We start from the raw sequence: 22,072 nt of genomic DNA on the forward strand, positions 1-22,072 counted from the left end.
TTCATCATGAGTAAATTTGTGCCTCTAGGTGATCTCACTGGGAATAAATTATTATTAGCAACACTTGTCTTGGCATTGGCCAATTTCATGGTTGTTGTAGATACAACCATTGCAAACGTTTCTGTTGCACACATTACGGGAAGTTTGGCTGTTTCGACAACACAAGGTACTTGGGTTATTACTTCCTATGCAGTGGCTGAAGCAATTTGTGTACCTTTAACTGGATGGCTGGCAGGTCGGTTTGGTGCAGTTCGCGTATTTGTATCTTGTTTAATTGGTTTTACATTATTTTCAGTCTTATGCGGATTATCTAATTCTTTAGGGCTTTTGGTATTTTGCCGAATTGGACAGGGTCTATTTGGTGGACCCTTAATGCCATTAAGTCAAACCTTATTGCGCCGTATTTACCCTCCTGAAAAACATGCACAGGCGATGGGAATATGGGCAATGACAACGGTTGTTGGTCCAATTGTTGGCCCAATTCTAGGTGGATGGTTTAGTGATAGTTTTTCATGGCACTGGATTTTCTTTATTAATTTACCTATCGGAATTATTTGTGTTTTTGGTGCATTTAAACTCTTAAAGCCTGCTGAAACTGAGACTCAACTTGTTAAAATTGATGCAATTGGACTGTCTTTGCTTATTATAGCGATTGGTGCTCTACAGCTTCTTTTAGATCTTGGTCATGACCATGATTGGTTTTCAAGTAACCTAATTTGTACCTTGGCTGTAACATCATTTATTGGCTTTATTATCTTTGTTATTTGGGAACTGACTGAAAAAAATCCTATTGTAGATATTTCTATTTTTCGGCATTCCGGTTTCTCACTTGCAGTTTTAACCATGGGATTTGCTTTCGGCGCCTTTTTTGGCAGCATTGTATTAATACCACAGTGGTTACAAACAAATATGGGGTATACCGCGACATGGGCAGGCTATTTGACGGCAACCATGGGATTGGGAAGTGTGACAATGTCTCCTGTCGTAGCAAAGCTTTCCACAAAATTTGATCAGCGTGGTTTGGCTTGCTTTGGCTTATGTATTTTAGGTGGTGTTACGTTAATGCGTGCCTTTTGGAACAATGAAGCAGATTTTATGACTTTGGCTGTGCCACAAATTTTACAAGGTTTTGGAGTCCCATTCTTCTTTATTCCATTAACTAATATTGCTTTAGGTTCTGTACTTCCAAATGAAGTTGCAGCGGCTGCAGGTTTAATGAACTTTATGCGTACAATGGGAGGAGCTATAGGCGCTTCTTTAGCTGTAACGGTTTGGGATGATCATGCCAGTATTGCACGAAGTGAAATTGTATCTAATATGGATATAAAGCCGACGTTAAACACTCTTCAACATCAAGGGTTTAGTTATGATACAGCATTAGGCACGATTTCGAACTTAGTAAATAAGGAGGCCTTAACTGTGGCAGCGGATCATGTATTTCTTGTGTTTTCTATGATTTTTCTAGTAGGGGCAATTATTATTTGGTTTTGTCCTAAGCCAAGAAAAATTGAGGGTGGACCCTCACATTAATACCTTAACCTATAGTATTTTGCTTAGAGTATGTTATAATTGCCAGACATACATGGGGATGTTATTGGCTTCGACGCTGGTGATGAAACTCATAGATGCATGCCGAGAGCGCATTTTCTCTCGTAAATAAAATTTGCAATTTTATAGTCGCAAACGACGAATCTTACGCTCAAGTAGCCTAAGGGCTACTAGTCCGCTTATCAGATTACTTGTGGCCTGATAACCCGACAGAAGCGAACGCACACAAGTCCGTATAGAATCAAGCCTTGGGGTTCTATATCAAACTTAAAGGATCGCGCTTTTAACCCTGTTCGTCGGGTCTTTAAGTGCTAAAATAATAGACGATATCTAAGCATGTAGTATTCTGGAGCGTAATGCTGGCGGACGCGGGTTCAACTCCCGCCATCTCCACCAAATTTTTATCCAGTCTCACAAGACTGATTATAAAAAGCCTTTAAATTCAATATTTAAAGGCTTTTTTATTTGCCTGTTTATCCGAAGTTATCCGATTGAATATGACCTTGTTTTTGCCTAATTGGGTAAAAAAAGGGAAAATTTACCCCAATCAATAATGAAAGGTTTTAGGTGATGGCATCAACACAATTAACAGATAGTCAGTGCAAACAAGCAAAGCCGAAAGACAAGCCTTATCGTTTATCCGATGTAAATGGTCTATCGCTACAGGTTTCTACAAACGGCACAAAATATTGGAATCTACGTTTAACGATTAATGGTGACAGGAAGTCTAAATCTATAGGTAAATATCCAGACATTAGTTTAAAGAAAGCACGTGATATAGCTTCTAGACTTAAAGTCCAATATGCAGAGGATAGTAGTCTGGAATCTCCAAAACCTCAATTTAGTGAAGTTGCCGAAGATTGGTTTGAAAATCAAAAGGGGACATGGTCAGATAAACATATTAGCAATGTTAGGGCGTCTCTAGATGAGTTGTATCTAAGTTTTGGTAATTATGAGATCGATAAATTAACAGCACCTATTATTCTAGAAGCGATTAGAAAAATTGAGAATAGAGGATCTTTGGAAGTTGCGAAGAGAACATTATCAAGATGTGGGATGGTCATGAAGTATGCGATTGCACATAGTTATAGATTAGATAATCCTGCATCGGATTTGGTATATGCATTGAAATCTAGGAAAGTAAAAAATTTAGCATCATTACAAGCTCAAGACATGCCTGAGTTTCTAAAGAAGGTACGCATGTACCCAAGTGATGCTCAAACACATCATGCAATTATGTTGATTATGCTTACAGGTGTAAGGGTAAGTGAGTTACTCAAAGCAACTTGGAGTGAATTTGATATAGAAAATAGAGTATGGGATATACCAAAAGAACGAATGAAAAATGGGTTATCTCATAGAGTACCTTTAACAAATTTAATGCTTCAAGAGTTGGAAGCACTTAGGTTGACACATAATGAAGAGTTACTTTTTCCTCATCGTTTAAATAGTAAGGAGCCTATGCGTAGTGAGTCAATTTTACAGGTGATTAAGCGTTCTGGTTACGCAGGTAAGATGACAACTCATGGTTTTAGATCATTGTTTAGTACGGTTCTGAATGAGTCTAATGTGTTTAATTATGATGTTATAGAAAGACAGTTAGCACATGTCCCACAAAACCGTATTCGTGCTGCTTACAATCGTGCTCAATATTGGGAAGAGAGGGTTAAGATGATGAGCTGGTACGAAGCTAAGGTGATTGAGTGGATTAATTCCTAGAAATTAGATGTAAAAAATAGAACTTATCGTTACGTACCTATCAGTTTACCCATCAGAAACAAGCTGACTATTCAAATCATAGCGTTTTTAAGATTATGATATTTGAAAAAATGTCTGCCATTTATGGCTTGTATATTGATTACCTTGGTCTGAGTGGATTAGTTTTTTTGCGTTCCTTTCGCAACTCTAGCCTAAATTCTAGGCTTAGAGTAGTCACACTGTGATTTAATGTCATCTACTTTTATCAGCCGATGTACTCGATGAATCCCGTAACTTTCACTAACAATTTTCAAACCGTAATGTGTAGATACCGCCAGATTTTAGCCAGAACTGTATAATCAATCCTAAAAGCTATTGCCATTTCCTTTCAACCTTACTGTTCGGTTACTTTAGCCAAGCATAATTACTAATGTGATAAGTAAGAGTTGAGTATACATGACTGACTGGCCATATGTGATGATTCTCTTTAATAAAGAGCAGCTCCAGATTTGCTTGCGGAAAACGCCATGGCTTTTTTTAATATTCATTTTTTCAGTGACCCGTTTAGCTCTTTTTCAACTTTCCTAGTTTTACATGCTTAGATTTTTTTATGGGATTATTGAGAGTCAGATTATTTCATCTAGGCATATAAACTATATATTGTTGTTACTAGTCGTATAGGAATGCTATGGTTTTTCTTTGCAACCTCCTTTACTGTTTCAATTTTAGGCTCTTCATTTTATTGTATCGTTTACTGTTCATAAGCACATTGCCAATTAGCCATTTTATCTAACTAAAAGATGTCTACAAAATCTGTGATGGCTAATATCTAAAAAATTTTTTACCATTGAGAACTAGGTAATCTAACTTGCCAAGAAATAGTAAATTTTGAGTAGTGCCTGACCAAAAAACCTAAGAATAAGCAAAGAATAAGTATAGAATAAGGCTGAAAAATATTGAGAATTAATGACTTATATCTATAACATAATTAGGTTGGAAATAAAGAATTCTTTTATAATTAGCTTGGAGTAGTCATATGTGTGAAGAAGATAAATTACAAAATCAAATAACTGATGACGAAATTAGAGGTCAAGATGAGCAATATGTAGAGAATACATATGGTGAAAAATTTGAAGATATTTCATTAAATGAAAGGTTGGCGAATCTGATCGTAGAAAAATTATTAGACAGTGAACAGTTAAAAAACTTAATCGATAGTGGCCAGAAAAACAATAGAACGAAGAGTAGATCACGAGATACAAAGCCAGAGTATCGTACTACTAGAAGTGATAGAAGAAGGTCGTCAATACGCTTTAAAGATCTTGTCGAAGGTAGATTACCTAATCTTACTCTGAGTTCAAAATACCATTTTATGGAAGAATATCTACAAGGTTTATCAGTTGTGAATCATGAACTAGATCAAGATTTTGAGCGAAGTGGTTTTCCTGTAAAAAAAACAGAAATTTTTTTAAGGCGTTACAATAGTGAATTCCCATATAGATTACCTTATGATTATTGTAAATCTAACCTTGTATTATTGAATAGAATTGAGCGATTCATGTTGATTCTTGCTGTAAAGTCATTGCCTGCATTCATTGAAGAGCCAATTGAAAATAAAAATATTAATTATGAGCAGAAAATTACAGTAATAGGGAAAGAGTTTTTATACTTGATTAGTCAATATCATCACATATCTCGATTTGACCATGAATACTTAACAACATTCGTTAAAATTTTTAGTAATTTTTTATCTGATAATTTTCAATCTTATAGCAGATACAGCAGCTCTTTAGACGTTGATGTAGATTCTAAGAGTATTATTGAATTCAATACGCTACTTTGGGGTTTGAAAAAATCATTGATTCAAGGAAAATATGAAAACAAAATTACGAATAGATATATGATGCCGCATACAAATATCATATTTCGTGATTTCAATGGGTTTAAAAAGTATTTGAAAGCTCTAGCAGGTAAGATCGAAAACTTTCGTACTCGACTGAGTCCTCTAAAAAAGGAGGACACAGTTATATATCGCTTTCAATTGGAGATATATTGTAATGGGGTATCTGTTAGATATGATTTTTTTGGAAAGTTTTTTACGGCACTAATTAAAGCTATAAAACAATCTAATGAGTTTTCTGGGCTCTGTAACCATATTTCGATTTGGAAAGAAAAGTCTAAGAATGTGTTAGAAGTAGATTTTGTATTATTTTTTAACGCGAATGAGCCTGTAGCATTCAATGGCTATATTAACCGATTTGATTGTGTAGAAGAGAAGTTAAAAGAAATTGCTAATAGTTTGTTAGAAAAAGAAGTTTTTAAACAAGTTAATTATGATGATATAAAAAAAGAATGGGAATTAGGCTTATATCAAATACCTATATTATCTGAATTTTCACCAGAATATATATGGTTACTAGAAGCTAATAGTCCAAGATGGAAGATTGTTAATACCAAGTTAATTTCTTATTTCTATATTTTGGGGGGGTATGAGCGTAATTATGTTGATGACATCTCATCTCGAGTGAGTGCAAGTCGTGGCAAGATTACAGAACCAAAAAAATAAAGTTGGTGGCTTTTAGTAAGTTGGAAAGGTAAGAGTTTACTATCCACTATTCTTGTTATTTGAATATTTTGTTACGAATAATATCTTGTTATTAGACTTGTACAATCTCGATAACTTACGTTTTTAAAGTGTGTGTATAGTGAAAAATGATGAGCTTAAACTTCAAACTTAGCCCATTTTCTTAATTAGAATGAATAAAGTGCTATCTCAGACATCTATTCTAGACTAAGGAAATTTAAGTTAACGCTTAACTTTTTCTTTTCACAGATACAACTTACTGATGTAGGAAATAGGCATTTCCTAAATTTAACTCGCGTCTACATGGAGAAAATGATTTTTGATTCATGAAGATAATTGACTAGAGCAGCAGGTGTAATCTTCGTTTTGTTGCAGGTTATTAATATTATTATATATGAGTAACACTAGACCATAAGCTATCTAAGCAAGAGTACTGAATATATTTATACTTAAGTGATGTCTTCTATGTATTCAACATAGGAGATACTTAACATGAATAATCAAAGAGAGTCAGCTTTACTCATTGAAATTGAGAATACTACTGAGAGTTGGGTCATACATGGAATAGAACGAGATGAAAGTTTTTATGATCTATTTGCTTCATTGCTATTCAGTTTTAATGAGATATATGAACCATCTTATAGCTACTTTGGTTATATCAATGCATGGTGTGATTTGATAGAGGAGTATGCAATCGATGGTCTAAGTTATAGTGAGTTGGCTGATTATCTTTATTGTGAGGATTCTCTAAATGGATGGCGGGAGTATTTCTCAAACTATAGCCCTGTACATCGCCATGACTTAAGAAGACATCGTGAAAATGAATTGAGAAACAAAAAGTCTCTTGCTAAGAGATTAAAGCATGCACTGAATCAATATTCTAAATCTTTAGTTGTTCGTGTGGATTTGGCTTATTTAAAAGAGTATGAAGATATAAATATCGATGTATTTTATAGAGATATCAGAACACTATGTGATTATCTTGGACAGCGTAAAGGGTTTCTAAAACACTTAGTAGACTATGCATGGGCATTAGAGCAGGGGTCGGATAAAGGCTATCATTGTCATGTGCTAATGATCTTTAATGGGCATAAAGTACAAAGTGGTTGGGGAGTCGCAAGCAAGCTTGGTCAAGTATGGATTGAAGATATTACTTCTAAGCAGGGAAGTTATTTTAACTGTCATGACCCTAAGCAAGTTGCACGTTATACCGATCTAGGCATATTGGGTATTGGACGAATTTATCGGGATGATATTGGGGCATGTGAGCGTTGTGAGAAAGCAGTAAGTTATCTCACTTGTCCTGAGAAGGAAGAGCAATATTTAAGAGTCAAATGCACTAAGAAAATGCGTACTTTGAATTAGTGGTTCTTGGATAAGACATGGAAAGATATCCTTATCTTTCCATGTCTTATTGCTTGAGTCGTTATTGTGGGGGTGGCCCATAAAGGTTTTCTTCAGGTGAGCCTTTTGAAACTGCCCAATAGAGTATGACGATACTTCCAATTATTGGAACAGCAGAAACCAGTACCCACCATCCTGAGCGATTAATGTCATGTAAGCGCCGAACAGTAACGGTAATTAAAGGAATGATGAAAACGGTCAGAACAATGTTGAAAGCCATTTCATCTATTCTATCTGTAATGATGAGTAAAGCTGTGGCACACAGTTGAAAGTACCAATATTCAGGGCGTGCGGCACGACCATTGATATCAAAATATTTCTTAAAGCATGTGATAACAGCTTGGTTATATGCTTTTCTAGAAGAGACAGCTTTACCAAAGATTTCTTTGGCACTTTCCGTTGCTTGAGTGAGTTGTTGTTGATTGGTATTTGGCGTCACAACAAAGTAAATGTTGATTGCATTGCCTGTCTGTTCATCAACCTCAAAATCAACGTGTTGCCCACGTTTAGGGTGGAGTTGTTCTTTCCATTGATCACCTGTGAAGTGATATCTTTTTTCATCTAGGGTAATGATCCCTTTGTTGCTTTGTACCGAGAAATCTAAAACTGTACCTTTCATTATCATTGATCCATTCTTATTGTTAAAAATTAAAGGTGTAGCTACCTTGATCTGTATCTACAACGACTTCTTTTACTTGTGTGTCTTGGCAAAGTAAGCTGGCTTGTCTTGATCGGCCAAACTTCAGGTATGTATTGCCAATCCAAGATGAGACTGAGCAGTTTCCACGGTTGATGGAAACATTCAGGATCGATACATGATCTACGACGGATTCAATATTGAGATAGCTAATGTATGGAAAAGGGTAGTATTCATTGGGTGCTTCATCGGTACTAAAGCTGAGTTCGACGGGGGCTTTATCTGAAGCAGATGAATCATTGTTATCGTTACTGCTACATGCACTCAGTGCAAAGAGTACACATAGACTTAAAACTATTTTAGTCATGGGTTATCCCTACCTTAAACGGCAGTTGTATTTGATTGTTGTATGTTTCAGAGATGAGAAGTCAGTACAGATTCAAGGTAGAGATAATGGTTTTAAGTTGTTGGGTATGGGAATAAGCGTGATAGATGTTTGCATGAGATTTGATCCTGTATGTTGTTCAAATTCTGCCAATCACTCACTGTCAATTGAGATGGTGGCAGAACGAAAGAGGGTTGACAGACTGGACATACAGAAACCAGCACGCACGAAGGCGTCCCCCTCCCGTTCTACCGCAAAGGGGGACGAGAAGGTGTTCGCACAAGTGTGATACTCAGGAGTACTTTCACCTGATGCGCTGTATGATCGGTCTGTCAAAACCGTCTGGCAATGTAGGCCAGCGAGCTAATGATAATCGGAGCAGTTTTAATCGTCAATTCAGATCTGTGCTATTTCGGGTTATGTATTGCTTTTGGACGAATTAAAAAATATTTCAGATATATATCATCTAGATGAGAAACATCTTTTCTTTGTTGGAGAGATGACCATTCTATATATGATCTAGAGGTTTTTTATTATGAGTATTTATTGTCCTTATTGTGATTCCACCCGTGTGAGTCGTGCAGTACAACCGACAGCATCAGAGCAACACAATACATCATCGCTTTCTTCAGCAGCTTCTTTTGCCACCATTGGTGCATCTTTATCGAAGACAGTCCCGTTAGGGATTTCTCCTCTATTTGGGGGTATTGCAGGTGCAGTTGTAGGAAGTGTATTGGGTGGTGTGTTTAGTGATCCTGAGCCTAAAAGACAAGCAAGACCTGTGCAATGTTTTCAATGTGATGATTGTGGTCAATATTTTTATTAAGGAGCAATGAAAATGGCACATCAAGTTGAAAGTATGGCGTATGTTGGTGATACACCTTGGCATGGTTTAGGTGAGCAATTAATGCCTAAGCAACCGATTGAAGTGTGGGCAAAGCAAGCAGGAATGGATTGGCGTATTGAATCATCCAATGTCAGTTACTTTGCTGAGAATGATAAAGCACAGCAAATCATTCTTCCTTATGAGGAGCAACGAGTATTGTATCGTTCAGACACGCATGCACCTTTGTCAGTAGTAAGCCAACGTTATAAAGAAGTTCAACCGTTAGAGATTCTTGAATTTTATCGTGATCTCACTGAGCAATCAGGTTTTGAGCTAGAAACCGCAGGTGTACTTAAAGGTGGTAAGAAGTTCTGGGCATTGGCACGTACAGGACAAACAACCGCTTTAAAAGGTAAAGATGTCAGCAATGGCTATATCTTATTGGCAACTGCATGTGATGGGACATTAGCGACGACAGCTCAATTTACATCTATTCGTGTGGTGTGTAACAACACTTTAGCCATTGCGCTTAAGGGTGCAACCGCCAATGCAGGGATGGTGAAAGTCCCTCACAGTACGCATTTCGATGCAGAGAAAGTGAAACAGCAATTGGGGGTTTCAGTTCGTGCATGGGATGAACACATGTATGAGATGAAACAATTGTCTCAGCGTAAAGTTACACAGCAAGAAGCATCCAATTACTTGAATGCGGTGTTTAACAATACCTCGATGGTCTCTCCTGAAGACAATCTGATTCAGTTTTATCGTCATGTCGATGAACAAAACCAAGCAAACCAAGATGCCAAAGCAGAACCCAATGGTCGTGCGATGAGTAAAGCTATGGAGATGTTTAATGGACAGGGGCGAGGAGCAACACTCTCTTCAGCCAAAGATACCGCTTATGGGTTGCTCTGTTCCATGACGGAGTTTGTCGATCATGAACGACGTGCCATGAGTAATGACCATCGTTTAGATTCTGCATGGTTTGGAGCAGGAGCGAATCTAAAGCAACGTGCGCTTGAACAAGCAAGAGCATTTGTTGCTTAGTTAGCAAAATTTATCTATCACACTAAAACATAAAGCCATGTCCCGAAAGGGGCATGGCTTTTTTTATGCCACATTTTATTCTATTGAGGTCAATATGAACCAACCTATGATTACACCACAACCAAGCCCATATTTACCAAAACCATTATCTTCAAAACCAGTCACTCCGAAACGTGTTGCGAATACCAAAGGTATGGATTACAGCAAATGGTTAGAGGTTAGACGCCAAGGCATTGGCAGTAGTGATGCTGCGGCTGCATGTGGACTTAATCCATATATGAGTATGCTTGAACTCTGGATGTTGAAAACAGGCAGAGCACCTTCTAGTCCACAAAATGAAGCAAGCAATGGCAATAACCCTTTATATTGGGGGCATCAGCTTGAACCACTAATTGCCGATTTCTATCAACAATATACAGGGCATAAAGTTAGACGAGTTAATGCAGTCTTGCAACATCCTGATGAAGATAAGTCATTTATGTTAGCCAATCTAGATTATGCCGTGATCGGTGCAGAAGACATTCAAATCTTAGAATGTAAAACCGCAGGGCAATATGGTAGTCGGTTATGGAAGGATGGTGTACCACTGTATGTACTTTGCCAAGTACAACATCAATTGGCAGTGACAGGTAAACAAGCTGCCCATGTCTGTGTACTACTATGTGGTCATGAAACACAAATCTTTAAAGTCACACGCAATGAACAAGTCATTCAAGTTCTAATTCAGTCAGAGCGTTACTTTTGGCAGTGTGTAATAGATGACCGACCACCTGAACCTGATGCATCAAAGTCGGCAGCCAGTGCCATTCAACAACTGTATCCGAAACATGAACCTTTAGAGAGTGAAGACTTTAAAGAAGATGGTTTAGCGAATAGCTTATTCGATGATCTCTTGCTTGAAAAAGAAAAGGTTGAAACACATCAAAAGCAATTTGAGTTGTTAAAACAGCACATTCAAATGCGCATGAAGCATGCAGAAAAAGCCATCTTTCAACGAGGCATGGTGACGTGGAAAGCATCGAAGGATCGAGTGAGCTTAGACAGTAAGAAACTGCTTAAAGCACAGCCTGAGTTGTTAGAACAGTATGGAGAAGTAAAAGAAGGCAGTCGTCGTTTTCAAATCTATACTGACTAGATCAATACAGATTCTAGATGCTAAAAGCCTAAGTAGAGTAAAAAGCAATCCATAGCATAAACAAATCCATCCCACTGCCAACGCAGTGGGATTTTTTTATAACTCAAGAAAAGATAAAGGTGATTTAGATGATGAAAGGTTTATTAATCACACCGCCAGTGTTAGGCAGAATTAGCATTGGTCGTGTTGTTGAAAAGAATGGTAAACGTCAACCTGAAAAAGATGATCAGTTTACCATTACCAGTCAAATTCAAAATAAGGAGGGGTGGGTAAAGCACCCCTTAGATGACAAGCTAAGAGTAAATAATGGTGATGCCAAATTACGTCAGATTCCAGTGCGGATGATCTTTAATGATCCTGAGCTGAACTTACGTGCTGAATATAACTTGTTTGATCGACAAACAGGTCGTCCGATCTGTGTAGGTAATGGCGAAGTCTGTCATCGCATGACACAGCAAGGGGTGGAAAAGCAAGTCTGTCCAACACCACATTTATGTCCGATGGGACAAAATGGTGCATGTAAACCATATGGTCGTTTGTATGTGAACTTAGATGAAAGTGATGAACTCGGTACATTTGTATTTAGAACCACAGGCTTTAATAGTATTCGTACACTTGCAGCACGGCTTGCTTATTACCAAGCAGCCTCAAAAGACCGTTTGTCATGTCTACCATTGCAATTGGTGCTCAGAGGAAAAAGCACAACGCAGAGTTACCGTACGCCAATTTACTATGTCGATTTAACTTTGCCTGAAGGGGTGTCTTTACAAGATGCGATTCAACAAGCCAAAGAGTTAGATCAGAAAGCGAAAGAGAGTGGCTTTGACCAAAGTCAACTCGATGCGGTAGCGAAGTTGGGTTATCAAGCAGTGTGTTTTGATTTGGAGGAAGCAGAAGAAGAAGTGATAGATGAAAGCGAAGATGCTCAATCGTTAAAAGAACAGAAGATGGATGTCATGGATTTACAACATGGTTTGAAGTCATCGGTTCAGTCGGTGAGTTGAAGTTGAAGGGTTATGGCTCAAATGTGTAGAAAAATAAGGTGTTGCCCTATCATTTGAGCGTAATCCGACGCTCCGTAAAATGGAGAAGAAGCATGACGACATTTGTAGGGCAAACTTTTCAGATCAATCAGTTAATCAATATTAAACAGGTTGTTGAAATCCTTGGTGTAAGTCGTTCAACGATTTATGAAATGATGGATGAGGATTCTCAATACTATGATTCAACATTTCCTAAAAAAGTAACAATTACATCTAAGCGTATTGGTTGGTCAGCTTGGGAAATTCATCAGTGGATTGAAAAGAAGTTGGCAAATCGATAAAGGGAGTGGAATCTCCCTTTTTATCTAACTTAAAAGTAATCTTAATGATGTTTTATGAATAATAATGCTAGGCTAATCGGCGAACAGAAAGCACACTTTTTATATCATGGAGTAAATATCAGAGTGTTATTTTAGCTATGCTTGGTTTTAAGTTGTTTAGATACCTTATTCAAACTAGAATAATTTCTTTTACAAATTAAAAAAGTTTAAGTTAAATAACAAAAATGTAATTTTCAAGTCACTTCAATGTATCTCTTATTTTGGATAATACAATAAACACGCAGACAATCTTTTATAGATGCACTGATGCAACAACGATTTTATTGGATAAGGGCTCATTCATGACAAAGCTTAATAAACAATTTTCTAAATTTAAAACTGTGCTATTAGGTACAGTTCTTTTTGCCTCTGCAAGCAGTGTATTTGCTCATGTTCAACTTGAGAGTGCAACGCCTGAAATTAATGCATCGGTTACCACCGCTCCAAGTAAAATTACTTTAAATTTTGGTGATGAAGTGATGTTAATGTCGATGAAAGTGATAGATAGCCAAAAAAACAGCATACCTGTTGATTACAGTATGGATCATAGTATGAAAAAATCTTTTGATATTCCTGTGACAGGACTTACACAAGGAAAATATATGGTGGGCTGGGCTGCTATGGGTAAAGATGGTCATCACATGAAAGGGACTTATACTTTTAGTATTGAGAGTAAATAATAGTATTGTAAAAAGCATTTGATCATACAGATGTGATCAAATGCTTTAGATGATATTTGCTTCTTGGGAGATCAAATCATAGTTTTTGCTGTGGTAAATTTCTAAATTCACATGAGATTTTGAGCTTTTTTACGAGGTCTTTTAAATTGTTTGAAGTCATATTTGAGCTAAATACGTAAATTTGGGTAGCGGAATGGGTTCAGAATATTGGGAGTATGCCAACTGGATAACAAAGGTTACTTTGTATTTAAGTGTCGCATGTATTATTGGTGGTTTATTTTGTTATTTTCTTTTTTATAGATATTTAGATTTTCAAAAAAAAATATTACATTACATTGGGTTTAGTACATGTTTGGGTTTTTTTTCTAGTTTACTCGGTTTAGGTGTGTTAATTGGTAGTTTTGCAGATGCTGGTATTTTAGGCATGTTTGATACCAATTATGCAAAGATCATTTTAAGTACAGCGACAGGTATGGTACATGTTGTACGGATTACTTGTTTTGCGTTACTCATTGCCTTGATGGGAGGAATATTTACGCATCATAAGGTACGAATGTATATGTGGGAGAAAGTGAGCTTTTTTTTCTTGCTGATTCCAATCATATATAGTTTTTCACAACTTGGGCATAGTGCAAACTTATCTATATTTCCTCAAATATTGTTGTCAGTGCATGTATTGGTGATGTCTTTGTGGATGGGGTCATTGTACCCTTTGTGTATGGCAACTTTAAAAATTTCAGGTCTTGAACTGCAACAACGTATTCATTTGTTTGGTCGTATTGCATCGGTGATGATGGTGATATTGCTGTTGTGTGGCTTGAGTGTTGCATTGCTATTAATTAAGCATGTAGATGTGTTACTCACTACAGCATATGGCTATGGATTTATTCTTAAACTCTGTTTGGTAGCAGTTATTTTATTGCTTGCTGCGGTCAATAAGTGGTATTTAACCCCACGCCTAGAAATCCCTACATTTGCTAAAAAACTGACCTATGCTATTTTTTTTGAAATACTTATAGGTTTAAGTATCTTGGCAACAACAGGTTATATTACGACGGTGGTTGGGATTGAGTAAAGTGTCTTGATCTGTTGTATTGTCATAGTTGTATTACTCAAATGTGATGGTAAAGGTAATTTCACCATCACATGATGTCACTTTAATTGATGCACCGTGTAAATCTAAAATAGATTTGGTAATAGCGAGTCCTAAGCCTGTTCCATCCTCCATACGTTGTCTAGAGGCATCTGTTCGGTAAAATCGATCAAATAGACGAGATAACTGCTCTTGAGACAGTTCAGGTCCTTTATTTGTTATGGAGAAAATGGTTTTTTTGTTCAGGCGTTCACATTGCGTTTCAATGACAGATTGAGCTTGACCATATTTAATCGCATTTGAAAATAAGTTACTTAACGCACGGCGTAAAAGGGAGGGGTTAGCATGTACAGTCGCTGTGCCAATATGTTGGAAAGTTATCTCTTTCTCTGCGGCAACTGCATCATAAAAGTCAATTAAAGTCTGTATTTCATGTTCTAGATGAATCTGCTGTCGTTGTGTGATGTGTAGTCCATGTTCTGTTTTTGCTAGAAATAACATATCTGAAATCATACGTGATAAATGTTCTAACTCTTCTAAATTTGAAAATAAGACTTCCTTGTAATCATTGATTTGGCGAGGGCGAGATACACACACTTGGGTTTGTGTCATTAGATTGTTGAGTGGTGTACGAATTTCATGTGCTAAATCTGAAGAAAAATCGGAAAGCTTGGCTAAAGCGGCTTTTAAACGGTCAAGCATGTCATTAAAAGCAATCGCCAGTGGTTGTAGCTCCAAAGGAATGTGATGTATTTCTAAACGCTCAGATAAATGTTGTGCTGAAATGCCTTCGGCAACTTGTGCCATTTTTTTGATAGGCCGCAATCCTCGCCATGCAGCTAACCAACCAAAAAACATAATGAATGTTGTGCCAGCTAATCCGATATATAAGAGTTGGTCTCTGAAATCATGTAAAAAATGTAGGTGTTCTGATGTGTCAATGCCAACAATAATTTGTATGGGTGGCGTGGTTGTATTGCCATCGTGTTGTTCATATACCAAGCCATGATAAATCTTATGCTGATTTTCCCAGTTAAACCAAAAGCTATCTAGTACTGGTTTCTTAAGCTGGTCTTTATTGATGTATTGAGGTGCGGATTGGAAAATAATATGACCAATCGGACGCTCAATTTGAACCACTAAATTATGATGACCTACCAGTGCATCTGTTAAATATGTATTGAGCTGGTCTGGGTTAATGTTATCTTGTTTTAAAATATGTTGTATGAGTTGGATTTTACCTTCGAGTTGTGCACGATCTTGCATCGAAAAGTGTTGGGTCACTAAATGATGAATCATAAAACCCATACTGATAAGAAGAATGACAGTACAAATAGAAAAAATAATCGCAATTTTAAAGCTAATGGTGTTGAGAAGTTTAATCATCATTGACCTCTAACACATAGCCCATGCCCCGAACATTTTGTATGAGTTTTGGGCTGAAGCCATTATCAATTTTACTTCTTAGGCGTTTGATAGCAACTTCAACCACATTGGTGTCGCTATCAAAATTCATATCCCATATTTGTGACGCAATGAGAGTTCTAGGTAAAATTTCACCTTGTCTACGCATAAAAAGCTCCATTAGAGCAAATTCTTTGGCTGTTAGATCAATTCGTTGCCCTGAACGAGTAATACGGCGTTTAATGAGATCAAGTTCAAGGTCGGCAATACAAATATTATTTTCTTCTCGTTGCTGTTGTCCACGGCGTAATAGGCTTTTGATCCGTGCTAAAAGCTCAGCAAAGGCAAATGGTTTGATGAGGTAGTCATCTGCCCCTAAGTCTAGTCCTTTGACGCGATCTTCTATTTGATCTTTTGCAGTTAAAAATAAAATGGGCATGCTTTTACCCTGTTTTCGAATTTCTTGAATGACATGCCAGCCATCGAGTTTGGGTAGCATGACATCTAAAATAATTAAATCATACTCTTCATAAAGTGCCTGATGTTGAGCACTTATACCATCTTTCACCCAATCGGTAATATAACCTGACTCAGTTAATCCTTGGGTGAGATAGTCACCTGTTTTTAACTCATCTTCAGCGAGTAATATTTTCATATCGATTCCTCAAATTAATGTGGCATAGGTCGTATCATAGCGAAATAAATTTAAAAAATTCGTGTATTACAAAGATGTCATTTTCGTGTCACTTAGATGTTGGGGGCATTCTTTTATTTTAATTCTTTAAGGTAAGTTGGAATCAAAAATAAGTTATCAAGCAGAGTTGATACATCTTTGACCTGAATACATATAGTTTTTTAAGAGTAATTGCTATGTCAAAACGTTTTATTCATATTTTATTGCTCAGCGCAGGGGTGTTGTCATCGACTTGGGCAACAGCAGCTGTAAAAACATATGATCTCACGATTGATAAAAAGAATGTCAATGTGACAGGAAAATCACTGAAAAGACTGACTGTGAACGGTAAGTTTACAGCCCCTTTACTTGAATTTGAGGAAGGTGATGATGCTGTTATTCGTGTACATAACAATTTGAAAAATCAAGATACTTCATTACATTGGCATGGACTTATTTTACCAGGTGTTATGGATGGTGTGCCAGGACTTAATCAGTTTAATGGGATAGGCCCTAATCAGACCTATGAATACAAATTTAAAGTCATTCAAAATGGTACGTATTGGTATCACTCTCACAGTAAAGGACAAGAGCAAGACGGACTCTATGGCCCATTGGTTATTTATCCAAAAGGTAAAATTCCACTGGCAAGTTATGAAAAAACAGATCGTGACTATGTGGTGTTGTTGTCTGATTTTCACAATTCAGGTAGTGATGACATCATGAAAAATCTTAAAAAAGAGGCTGATTATTATCAAGATCAGCGAGAAACGGTTTTTGATGTACTGAAGCAGGTGAAACGAGATGGTTTGAAGGCCACATGGAAAGATCGTTCAATGTGGAATCAAATGCGTATGCTAAAAACTGATATGTCTGATGTCACGGGTTATACCTGTTTAATGAATGGCAAAACCCCTGAACAAAATTGGACAGGTGAGTTCAAATCAGGTGAAAAAATTCGTTTACGCTTTATTAATGCATCGGCGATGTCTTTGTTTGATGTACGTATTCCAAATCTGAAAATGACTGTAGTTGCCGCGGATGGTCAACCTGTAAAACCTGTTCCTGTCGATGAGTTTCGTATAGGCACAGCAGAAACTTATGATGTGGTGGTCGAGCCGAAACAAGCCAATTATCAGATTCAAGCAGAGTCGATTGATCGTAGCGGTTTTTCCATTGGTACATTACACAATGCCAATACCGTACCTGTAAAACAGATTGAGATGCCTAAGCCACGCCCTCGTGCTTTGTTAACCATGCAAGATATGGGTATGGGGCATGCAGGTCACGATATGTCTTCAATGGGCATGGGTGATATGGACATGGGTGATATGGATATGGGAAGTATGAATCATGATATGTCATCGCATGCAGGGCATAATATGTCGACCATGAAAAAAGATAGTTCTACTAAGAATGCCACAGATCCTGTGTATGGTTGGGCGAATGCATCAACACCAATGGGTGAAAAGGCATTGCAATATAGTGACTTAAAATCATTAACGCCACAAAAAGATACCAGAGCACCTGATCGTGAAATCGAAGTTCGTTTAGGTGGTAATATGGAGCGTTATATTTGGACCATGAATGGGCAAAAGTATAGTGAATCACCACAGCCTTTAACTGTGAAATATGGTGAACGTGTACGTTTAAAATTTGTCAATGAAAGTATGATGGCACATCCAATGCATTTACACGGTATGTTTATGCAACTTGAAAATGGTCAAGACCCAAGCAATATGCCCAATAAGCATACTTTAATTGTGCCACCAGGTCAGACTGTTACTGCATTACTCACAGCTGATGAATTGGGTGAGTGGGCAATACATTGTCACCTGATGTACCATATGGCGGCAGGTATGATGAATAAACTTGTAGTTGCCAATGTAAATACACCTGTACAAAAGCAGGAGGTAAATCTACATGAAAATCACTAATCAGATGATTTTTAAAATGATCGTATCTATGACATTGCTTGGACTCTCTCAGCTGAGTGTTGCAAGCAGTACAAATAATAGTCATAACCAGCATTTAGTAGAGCATGGTGCACAAATATATCAAGTGACTAAATTTACCAATGAATGGTCTTTGAATAAAGATAGTCAAGGGACTTTTGGCTCAAGTTTAGAAAGCTTGATTGGTACAGATGAAAACCGTTTATTTGTTAATGCCAATTTTAACAAAGGAGAAAGCCATCAACCAAATTATAATGTGTCTACATTATATAGTCGTAATGTTGCTGACTTTTGGGATATTCAAGCAGGTTTAAAATATCAGGCGGAACGAAATAACTCAGATAGTCAGCGTATTAATGCTGTGATTGGTGTTCTAGGTTTAGCTCCTTACTTTTTTGAAACAAAGGCTTATCTTTATGCAGGTCAGTATGGTTTTTTAGGTGCTAGTGTAGAACTTGAAAGAGATTTTTTGTTGACTCAGAAACTTATTACACAACCGTATGTAGATGCAGAATTTATTTTTCGTGATCAAGCTAAAGAAGCTTCAAAATTAGGCTTATCGGAACTTCAAACAGGGATAAAAACTCGTTATGAGATTAATAAGCGAATTCGTCCTTTTGTAGATGTGGCTTATGCCTATGAGAAAGGAAAGAAAGGTACAACTGTTGAAAAGGGTTGGCGATATGGTTTAGGTGTAGAGTTAGTTTTTTAAATATGGGCCTGTAAATTATTTTGTGTAAGTTCCACTTTTTATAAATGACCTTTTAATCGGTCATCGAAATTAATCGTAAACCAATTTATTGCTAAACGCCAATTTTGAATCGGCATTGTCCACTTCTTAGCTGTATTTGATGTGGCTAAGAAAATCTCTTTTTTCACCGAATCATCTGAAGAGAATATTTTACGCTTTTTCGTTGAGTGACGTATTACACGATTCAATTGCATTCGTTGTATAAATTGCATGACGGATTTCAGCTGGATAGCTAAATATTGGTTGGATACTTTTCAACTTAGGGGAGCGAAAGCTCCTTTTTTCCTTTTGTTATGGATTATTTTCTACTTATGTTGTTTTTAAACTAAAAGATAATAATTAGTGTTAACTTTATAAGTTATTGTTTTTATTTAATTTTATTAATAAATTCTTAATATTATTCATATATTTTTGTATGGATTCTAATCTTAAAGTATAGGTTTATTATGCATGATGAGCATCATTATTCAGCAAATTCAGGGTGGTTAAGAGCATCTATATTAGGGGCAAACGATGGAATTATATCTGTTACTAGTTTATTGCTTGGAGTTATAGCTGGAGGGGCTAGTAACCAAACAATTGTTATAACATGTATAGCAGCGATTGCTTCAGGGGCTTTTGCGATGGCGGCTGGGGAATATATCTCAGTGAAATCACAGCAGGATATCGAAAGGTCTGATTTAAAAAAAGAAGAAACAGAGTTATATTATAATCCTGAAAAAGAGTTGAAAGAGCTGCAAAATATTTATATAAGCCGAGGCTTGGATGAGAAACTTGCACGAGAGGTAGCTATTCAACTCACAGAACACAATGCATTAGAAGCCCATGCTCGAGATGAAATAGGCATTAACGATCAAGGAGCTGCACAGCCATTACTTGCTGCTTTTTCATCAGCAGTAGCATTTTTTTTGGGGGGTATTATTCCCCTAATGTCTATAATTTTTTCGCTCAAAGAGCATATGGAATTTAGCATTATTATGTCAGGAATTATTGCACTGACTATTTTGGGTGGTTTTTCAGGTTATATGAGTGGATTAAAAATACATAAAAGTATTATGAGAATTGTATTCTGGGGAGGATTCTCTATGTTTGTTACATTTAGTGTGGGAAGCATTTTTAAGTAATTAAAAAGAGATATCGAATTAAAAAAGTTGGCTAAGCTATTACTCCCATGAAACTATTTTTAAGGTCATGGGAGATAATAAAACTGTTGTGACTACATATCTTTAAATCAAAATTTCTATGTATAGTAAATTTTAGAGAATTCATACTAGAGATAATCTTAGATGCTATTTTAAACTCAAACATGACCGCTCAAGTTAGCGATCAAGATACCGCTCAAGCTCAAGCATATGTAAGTCAGCTCATTGCTCGGATGAACAAAGAGCAAGAGTATAGTCTGATTGAGCTCATGGGTTAATTAGTCTTTCACATTGGTAACATTTCAAAAACTATTTGAATCTTGCTATTGAAAGTAACTTAATAAAACGAACGGTTCCAGAGAACCTGAAAATTCCAAAACTTAGATATAAATGAGAGCTATGATTAATTCTTTATTTAATTTTCAAGATGAATGAAAAGAGCTATATACTTTTGAGTATACAGCTCTTAAATGATTAATTTACTTTAGATTGTTTTTAAAGAAAGAAGTTAATTTATCAAATGGAATGAGATTAACACGATCATATAGGTCAACATGTCCTGCACCTTTAACATAATATAATTCTTTAGGCTCACCAGCATGTTTATATGCATCTTCACTAAACTCTTTTGAATGTGCTTGATCACCTGTTATGAATAACATTGGGCGAGGTGAAATCATTTCAATATCATTAAATGGATAGAAATTCATAAACTTCACATTACTTGTTAAAGTAGGATGAGTTGTCCCAAGAGGATCAGCACCTTCAGGAGTAAACTCTCCTCTTGGAGTACGGTAAAAGTCATAGAACTCACGTTGAATAGCAGGAGTATCTGCTGTTAGTTTATGAACTGTACCACTGGTATAAGCTGGCTTTTGACCCTCAAACTCTTTATAACGTTGAGCTGCAGCTTCTGCAATAATTTGTTTTCTTTGCTCGATACTTAAAGAATGATTTAAAGCATTGCGGTTAGCACCACCCATATCATACATGCTTACAGTAGCAATCGCTTTCATACGTGGATCAATTTTAGCAGCACTAATTACAAAGCTACCACTACCACAAATTCCTAAAACACCAATTTTCTTAGGATTAATAAAATTGCGAGTTCCTAAGTAATCAACAGCAGCACTAAATGCTTCTGCATATATATCAGGTGCTACTGCATTTCTTGGGCTACCTTCACTTTCCCCCCAAAATGATTGGTCGATCGCTAATGTGACAAATCCTTGTTCTGCAAGTTTTTGTGCATAAAGCATAGAGCTTTGCTCTTTTACTGCACCCATTGGACTTCCTACAATAATCGCAGAAGCTTTTGTATTTTTACTTAGATTTTTAGGTAAAACTAAATTACCAACTATCTTCATTCCATATTGGTTCTTAAAAGAAACTTTCTTGATAATGACTTGGTTACTTTGATAAAAGTTATTTGCACCATTTGACATATCTGCTGCCATTACGGATGCTGATGAAAATAGGCTGACCGTAGCTGTAATTGCTACTGTTAAAGCCATGTGATGGAGTTTTTGAAGATTTATTTGCATCCTTAATATCCTTAAAATTACTGACAAAAATATGATATTGAGGTCATTTTACTAATCTTAGGGGACATAAATTAGTCCATAAAAACATAATAGACTTATGATTTTTACTCATTAATAAAGCGTATTTTGATGAAGTGATAAGCAAAAATAATATTTATTTTATTTTTATAAAGCTAATTCATGAATTAAATACATGACTCTAT

Annotated in this window: 19 protein-coding genes, 1 other RNA gene and 1 pseudogene; 15 read left to right on the forward strand and 6 right to left on the reverse strand. The window is 36.5% G+C overall.

All coding sequences use genetic code 11. The annotated features are described in order from the left end of the window. Positions 1-6 precede the first annotated feature (6 nt). From I2F23_RS03175 to I2F23_RS03195, 5 genes are all read left to right on the forward strand, one after another. Positions 7-1,530: a DHA2 family efflux MFS transporter permease subunit gene (locus I2F23_RS03175; RefSeq protein ID WP_195771119.1), complete on the forward strand. Its 1,524-nt coding sequence runs from the start codon at positions 7-9 to the stop codon at positions 1,528-1,530. Positions 1,531-1,584: 54 nt separating this feature from the next. Next, positions 1,585-1,944, forward strand: a transfer-messenger RNA (tmRNA) gene (ssrA, locus tag I2F23_RS03180). Between the two features lie 174 nt (positions 1,945-2,118). Further along, entirely contained in the window at positions 2,119-3,267 is a 1,149-nt protein-coding gene (locus I2F23_RS03185; RefSeq protein ID WP_195771120.1) for a tyrosine-type recombinase/integrase, read from the forward strand. A 1,015-nt stretch (positions 3,268-4,282) separates the two neighbouring features. Beyond that, on the forward strand, positions 4,283-5,812 hold the full coding sequence (locus I2F23_RS03190) for a hypothetical protein (RefSeq protein WP_195771121.1): 1,530 nt from the start codon (positions 4,283-4,285) through the stop codon (positions 5,810-5,812). Between the two features lie 510 nt (positions 5,813-6,322). Next, positions 6,323-7,195 (forward strand): YagK/YfjJ domain-containing protein, encoded by an 873-nt coding sequence (locus I2F23_RS03195; protein WP_195771122.1) that lies wholly within the window; start codon positions 6,323-6,325, stop codon positions 7,193-7,195. A gap of 61 nt (positions 7,196-7,256) precedes the next feature. Here the strand turns inward: I2F23_RS03195 and I2F23_RS03200 are convergent, their stop codons facing one another. After that, complete coding sequence (locus I2F23_RS03200; protein ID WP_195771123.1) at positions 7,257-7,853, reverse strand: DUF805 domain-containing protein; 597 nt, start codon at positions 7,851-7,853, stop codon at positions 7,257-7,259. 22 nt (positions 7,854-7,875) lie between these two features. After that, the gene (locus tag I2F23_RS03205) at positions 7,876-8,238 is read right to left on the reverse strand and encodes a hypothetical protein (protein WP_195771124.1); all 363 of its coding nucleotides are present in this window, start codon (positions 8,236-8,238) and stop codon (positions 7,876-7,878) included. A gap of 553 nt (positions 8,239-8,791) precedes the next feature. Here I2F23_RS03205 and I2F23_RS03210 point away from each other — a divergent pair. The 7 genes from I2F23_RS03210 to I2F23_RS03240 all read left to right on the forward strand — a co-directional run bounded on the left by I2F23_RS03210 (position 8,792) and on the right by I2F23_RS03240 (position 14,382). Further along, complete coding sequence (locus I2F23_RS03210; protein ID WP_195771125.1) at positions 8,792-9,082, forward strand: hypothetical protein; 291 nt, start codon at positions 8,792-8,794, stop codon at positions 9,080-9,082. A gap of 12 nt (positions 9,083-9,094) precedes the next feature. After that, complete coding sequence (locus I2F23_RS03215; RefSeq protein ID WP_195771126.1) at positions 9,095-10,129, forward strand: DUF932 domain-containing protein; 1,035 nt, start codon at positions 9,095-9,097, stop codon at positions 10,127-10,129. A 94-nt stretch (positions 10,130-10,223) separates the two neighbouring features. Further along, a complete protein-coding gene (locus I2F23_RS03220) occupies positions 10,224-11,264 on the forward strand; it encodes a YqaJ viral recombinase family nuclease (RefSeq protein WP_195771127.1) in 1,041 nt (346 codons plus the stop codon). Between the two features lie 128 nt (positions 11,265-11,392). After that, positions 11,393-12,268, forward strand: a complete 876-nt coding sequence (locus I2F23_RS03225; protein WP_195771128.1) for a recombination directionality factor — start codon at positions 11,393-11,395, stop codon at positions 12,266-12,268. Positions 12,269-12,360: 92 nt separating this feature from the next. After that, positions 12,361-12,588, forward strand: coding sequence for a helix-turn-helix transcriptional regulator (locus tag I2F23_RS03230; protein WP_195771129.1), 228 nt, complete (start codon positions 12,361-12,363; stop codon positions 12,586-12,588). 341 nt (positions 12,589-12,929) lie between these two features. Then, positions 12,930-13,307 carry a copper resistance CopC family protein gene (locus I2F23_RS03235; RefSeq protein WP_195771130.1) on the forward strand — a complete coding sequence of 126 codons (378 nt, stop codon included), beginning with the start codon at positions 12,930-12,932 and terminating at the stop codon, positions 13,305-13,307. A gap of 193 nt (positions 13,308-13,500) precedes the next feature. Then, complete coding sequence (locus tag I2F23_RS03240) at positions 13,501-14,382, forward strand: copper resistance D family protein (RefSeq protein WP_195771131.1); 882 nt, start codon at positions 13,501-13,503, stop codon at positions 14,380-14,382. A 33-nt stretch (positions 14,383-14,415) separates the two neighbouring features. Here the strand turns inward: I2F23_RS03240 and I2F23_RS03245 are convergent, their stop codons facing one another. Then, on the reverse strand, positions 14,416-15,789 hold the full coding sequence (locus I2F23_RS03245; RefSeq protein WP_195771132.1) for a heavy metal sensor histidine kinase: 1,374 nt from the start codon (positions 15,787-15,789) through the stop codon (positions 14,416-14,418). Continuing rightward, positions 15,779-16,459, reverse strand: coding sequence for a heavy metal response regulator transcription factor (locus I2F23_RS03250; protein WP_195771133.1), 681 nt, complete (start codon positions 16,457-16,459; stop codon positions 15,779-15,781). The genes I2F23_RS03245 and I2F23_RS03250 overlap by 11 nt, the downstream gene beginning before the upstream one ends. A 215-nt stretch (positions 16,460-16,674) precedes the next feature. Here I2F23_RS03250 and I2F23_RS03255 point away from each other — a divergent pair, with 215 nt between their 5' ends. After that, positions 16,675-18,414, forward strand: a complete 1,740-nt coding sequence (locus tag I2F23_RS03255) for a copper resistance system multicopper oxidase (protein WP_195771134.1) — start codon at positions 16,675-16,677, stop codon at positions 18,412-18,414. A 28-nt stretch (positions 18,415-18,442) separates the two neighbouring features. Then, a complete protein-coding gene (locus I2F23_RS03260; RefSeq protein WP_407647990.1) occupies positions 18,443-19,144 on the forward strand; it encodes a copper resistance protein B in 702 nt (233 codons plus the stop codon). A 38-nt stretch (positions 19,145-19,182) separates the two neighbouring features. On the opposite strand, the pseudogene I2F23_RS03265 reads toward I2F23_RS03260, so the two are convergent. Continuing rightward, positions 19,183-19,438, reverse strand: a pseudogene (locus I2F23_RS03265) (transposase); the annotation flags it as partial. Between the two features lie 191 nt (positions 19,439-19,629). Here I2F23_RS03265 and I2F23_RS03270 point away from each other — a divergent pair. After that, positions 19,630-20,307 carry a VIT1/CCC1 transporter family protein gene (locus tag I2F23_RS03270; RefSeq protein ID WP_195771136.1) on the forward strand — a complete coding sequence of 226 codons (678 nt, stop codon included), beginning with the start codon at positions 19,630-19,632 and terminating at the stop codon, positions 20,305-20,307. A gap of 497 nt (positions 20,308-20,804) precedes the next feature. On the opposite strand, the gene I2F23_RS03275 is transcribed toward I2F23_RS03270, so the two are convergent. Further along, positions 20,805-21,869 (reverse strand): alpha/beta hydrolase, encoded by a 1,065-nt coding sequence (locus I2F23_RS03275; RefSeq protein WP_195771137.1) that lies wholly within the window; start codon positions 21,867-21,869, stop codon positions 20,805-20,807. Positions 21,870-22,072: the final 203 nt, after the last annotated feature.

The sequence above is a fragment of the Acinetobacter pollinis genome (genome assembly GCF_015627175.1).
Classification (GTDB): Bacteria; Pseudomonadota; Gammaproteobacteria; order Pseudomonadales; family Moraxellaceae; genus Acinetobacter; species Acinetobacter pollinis.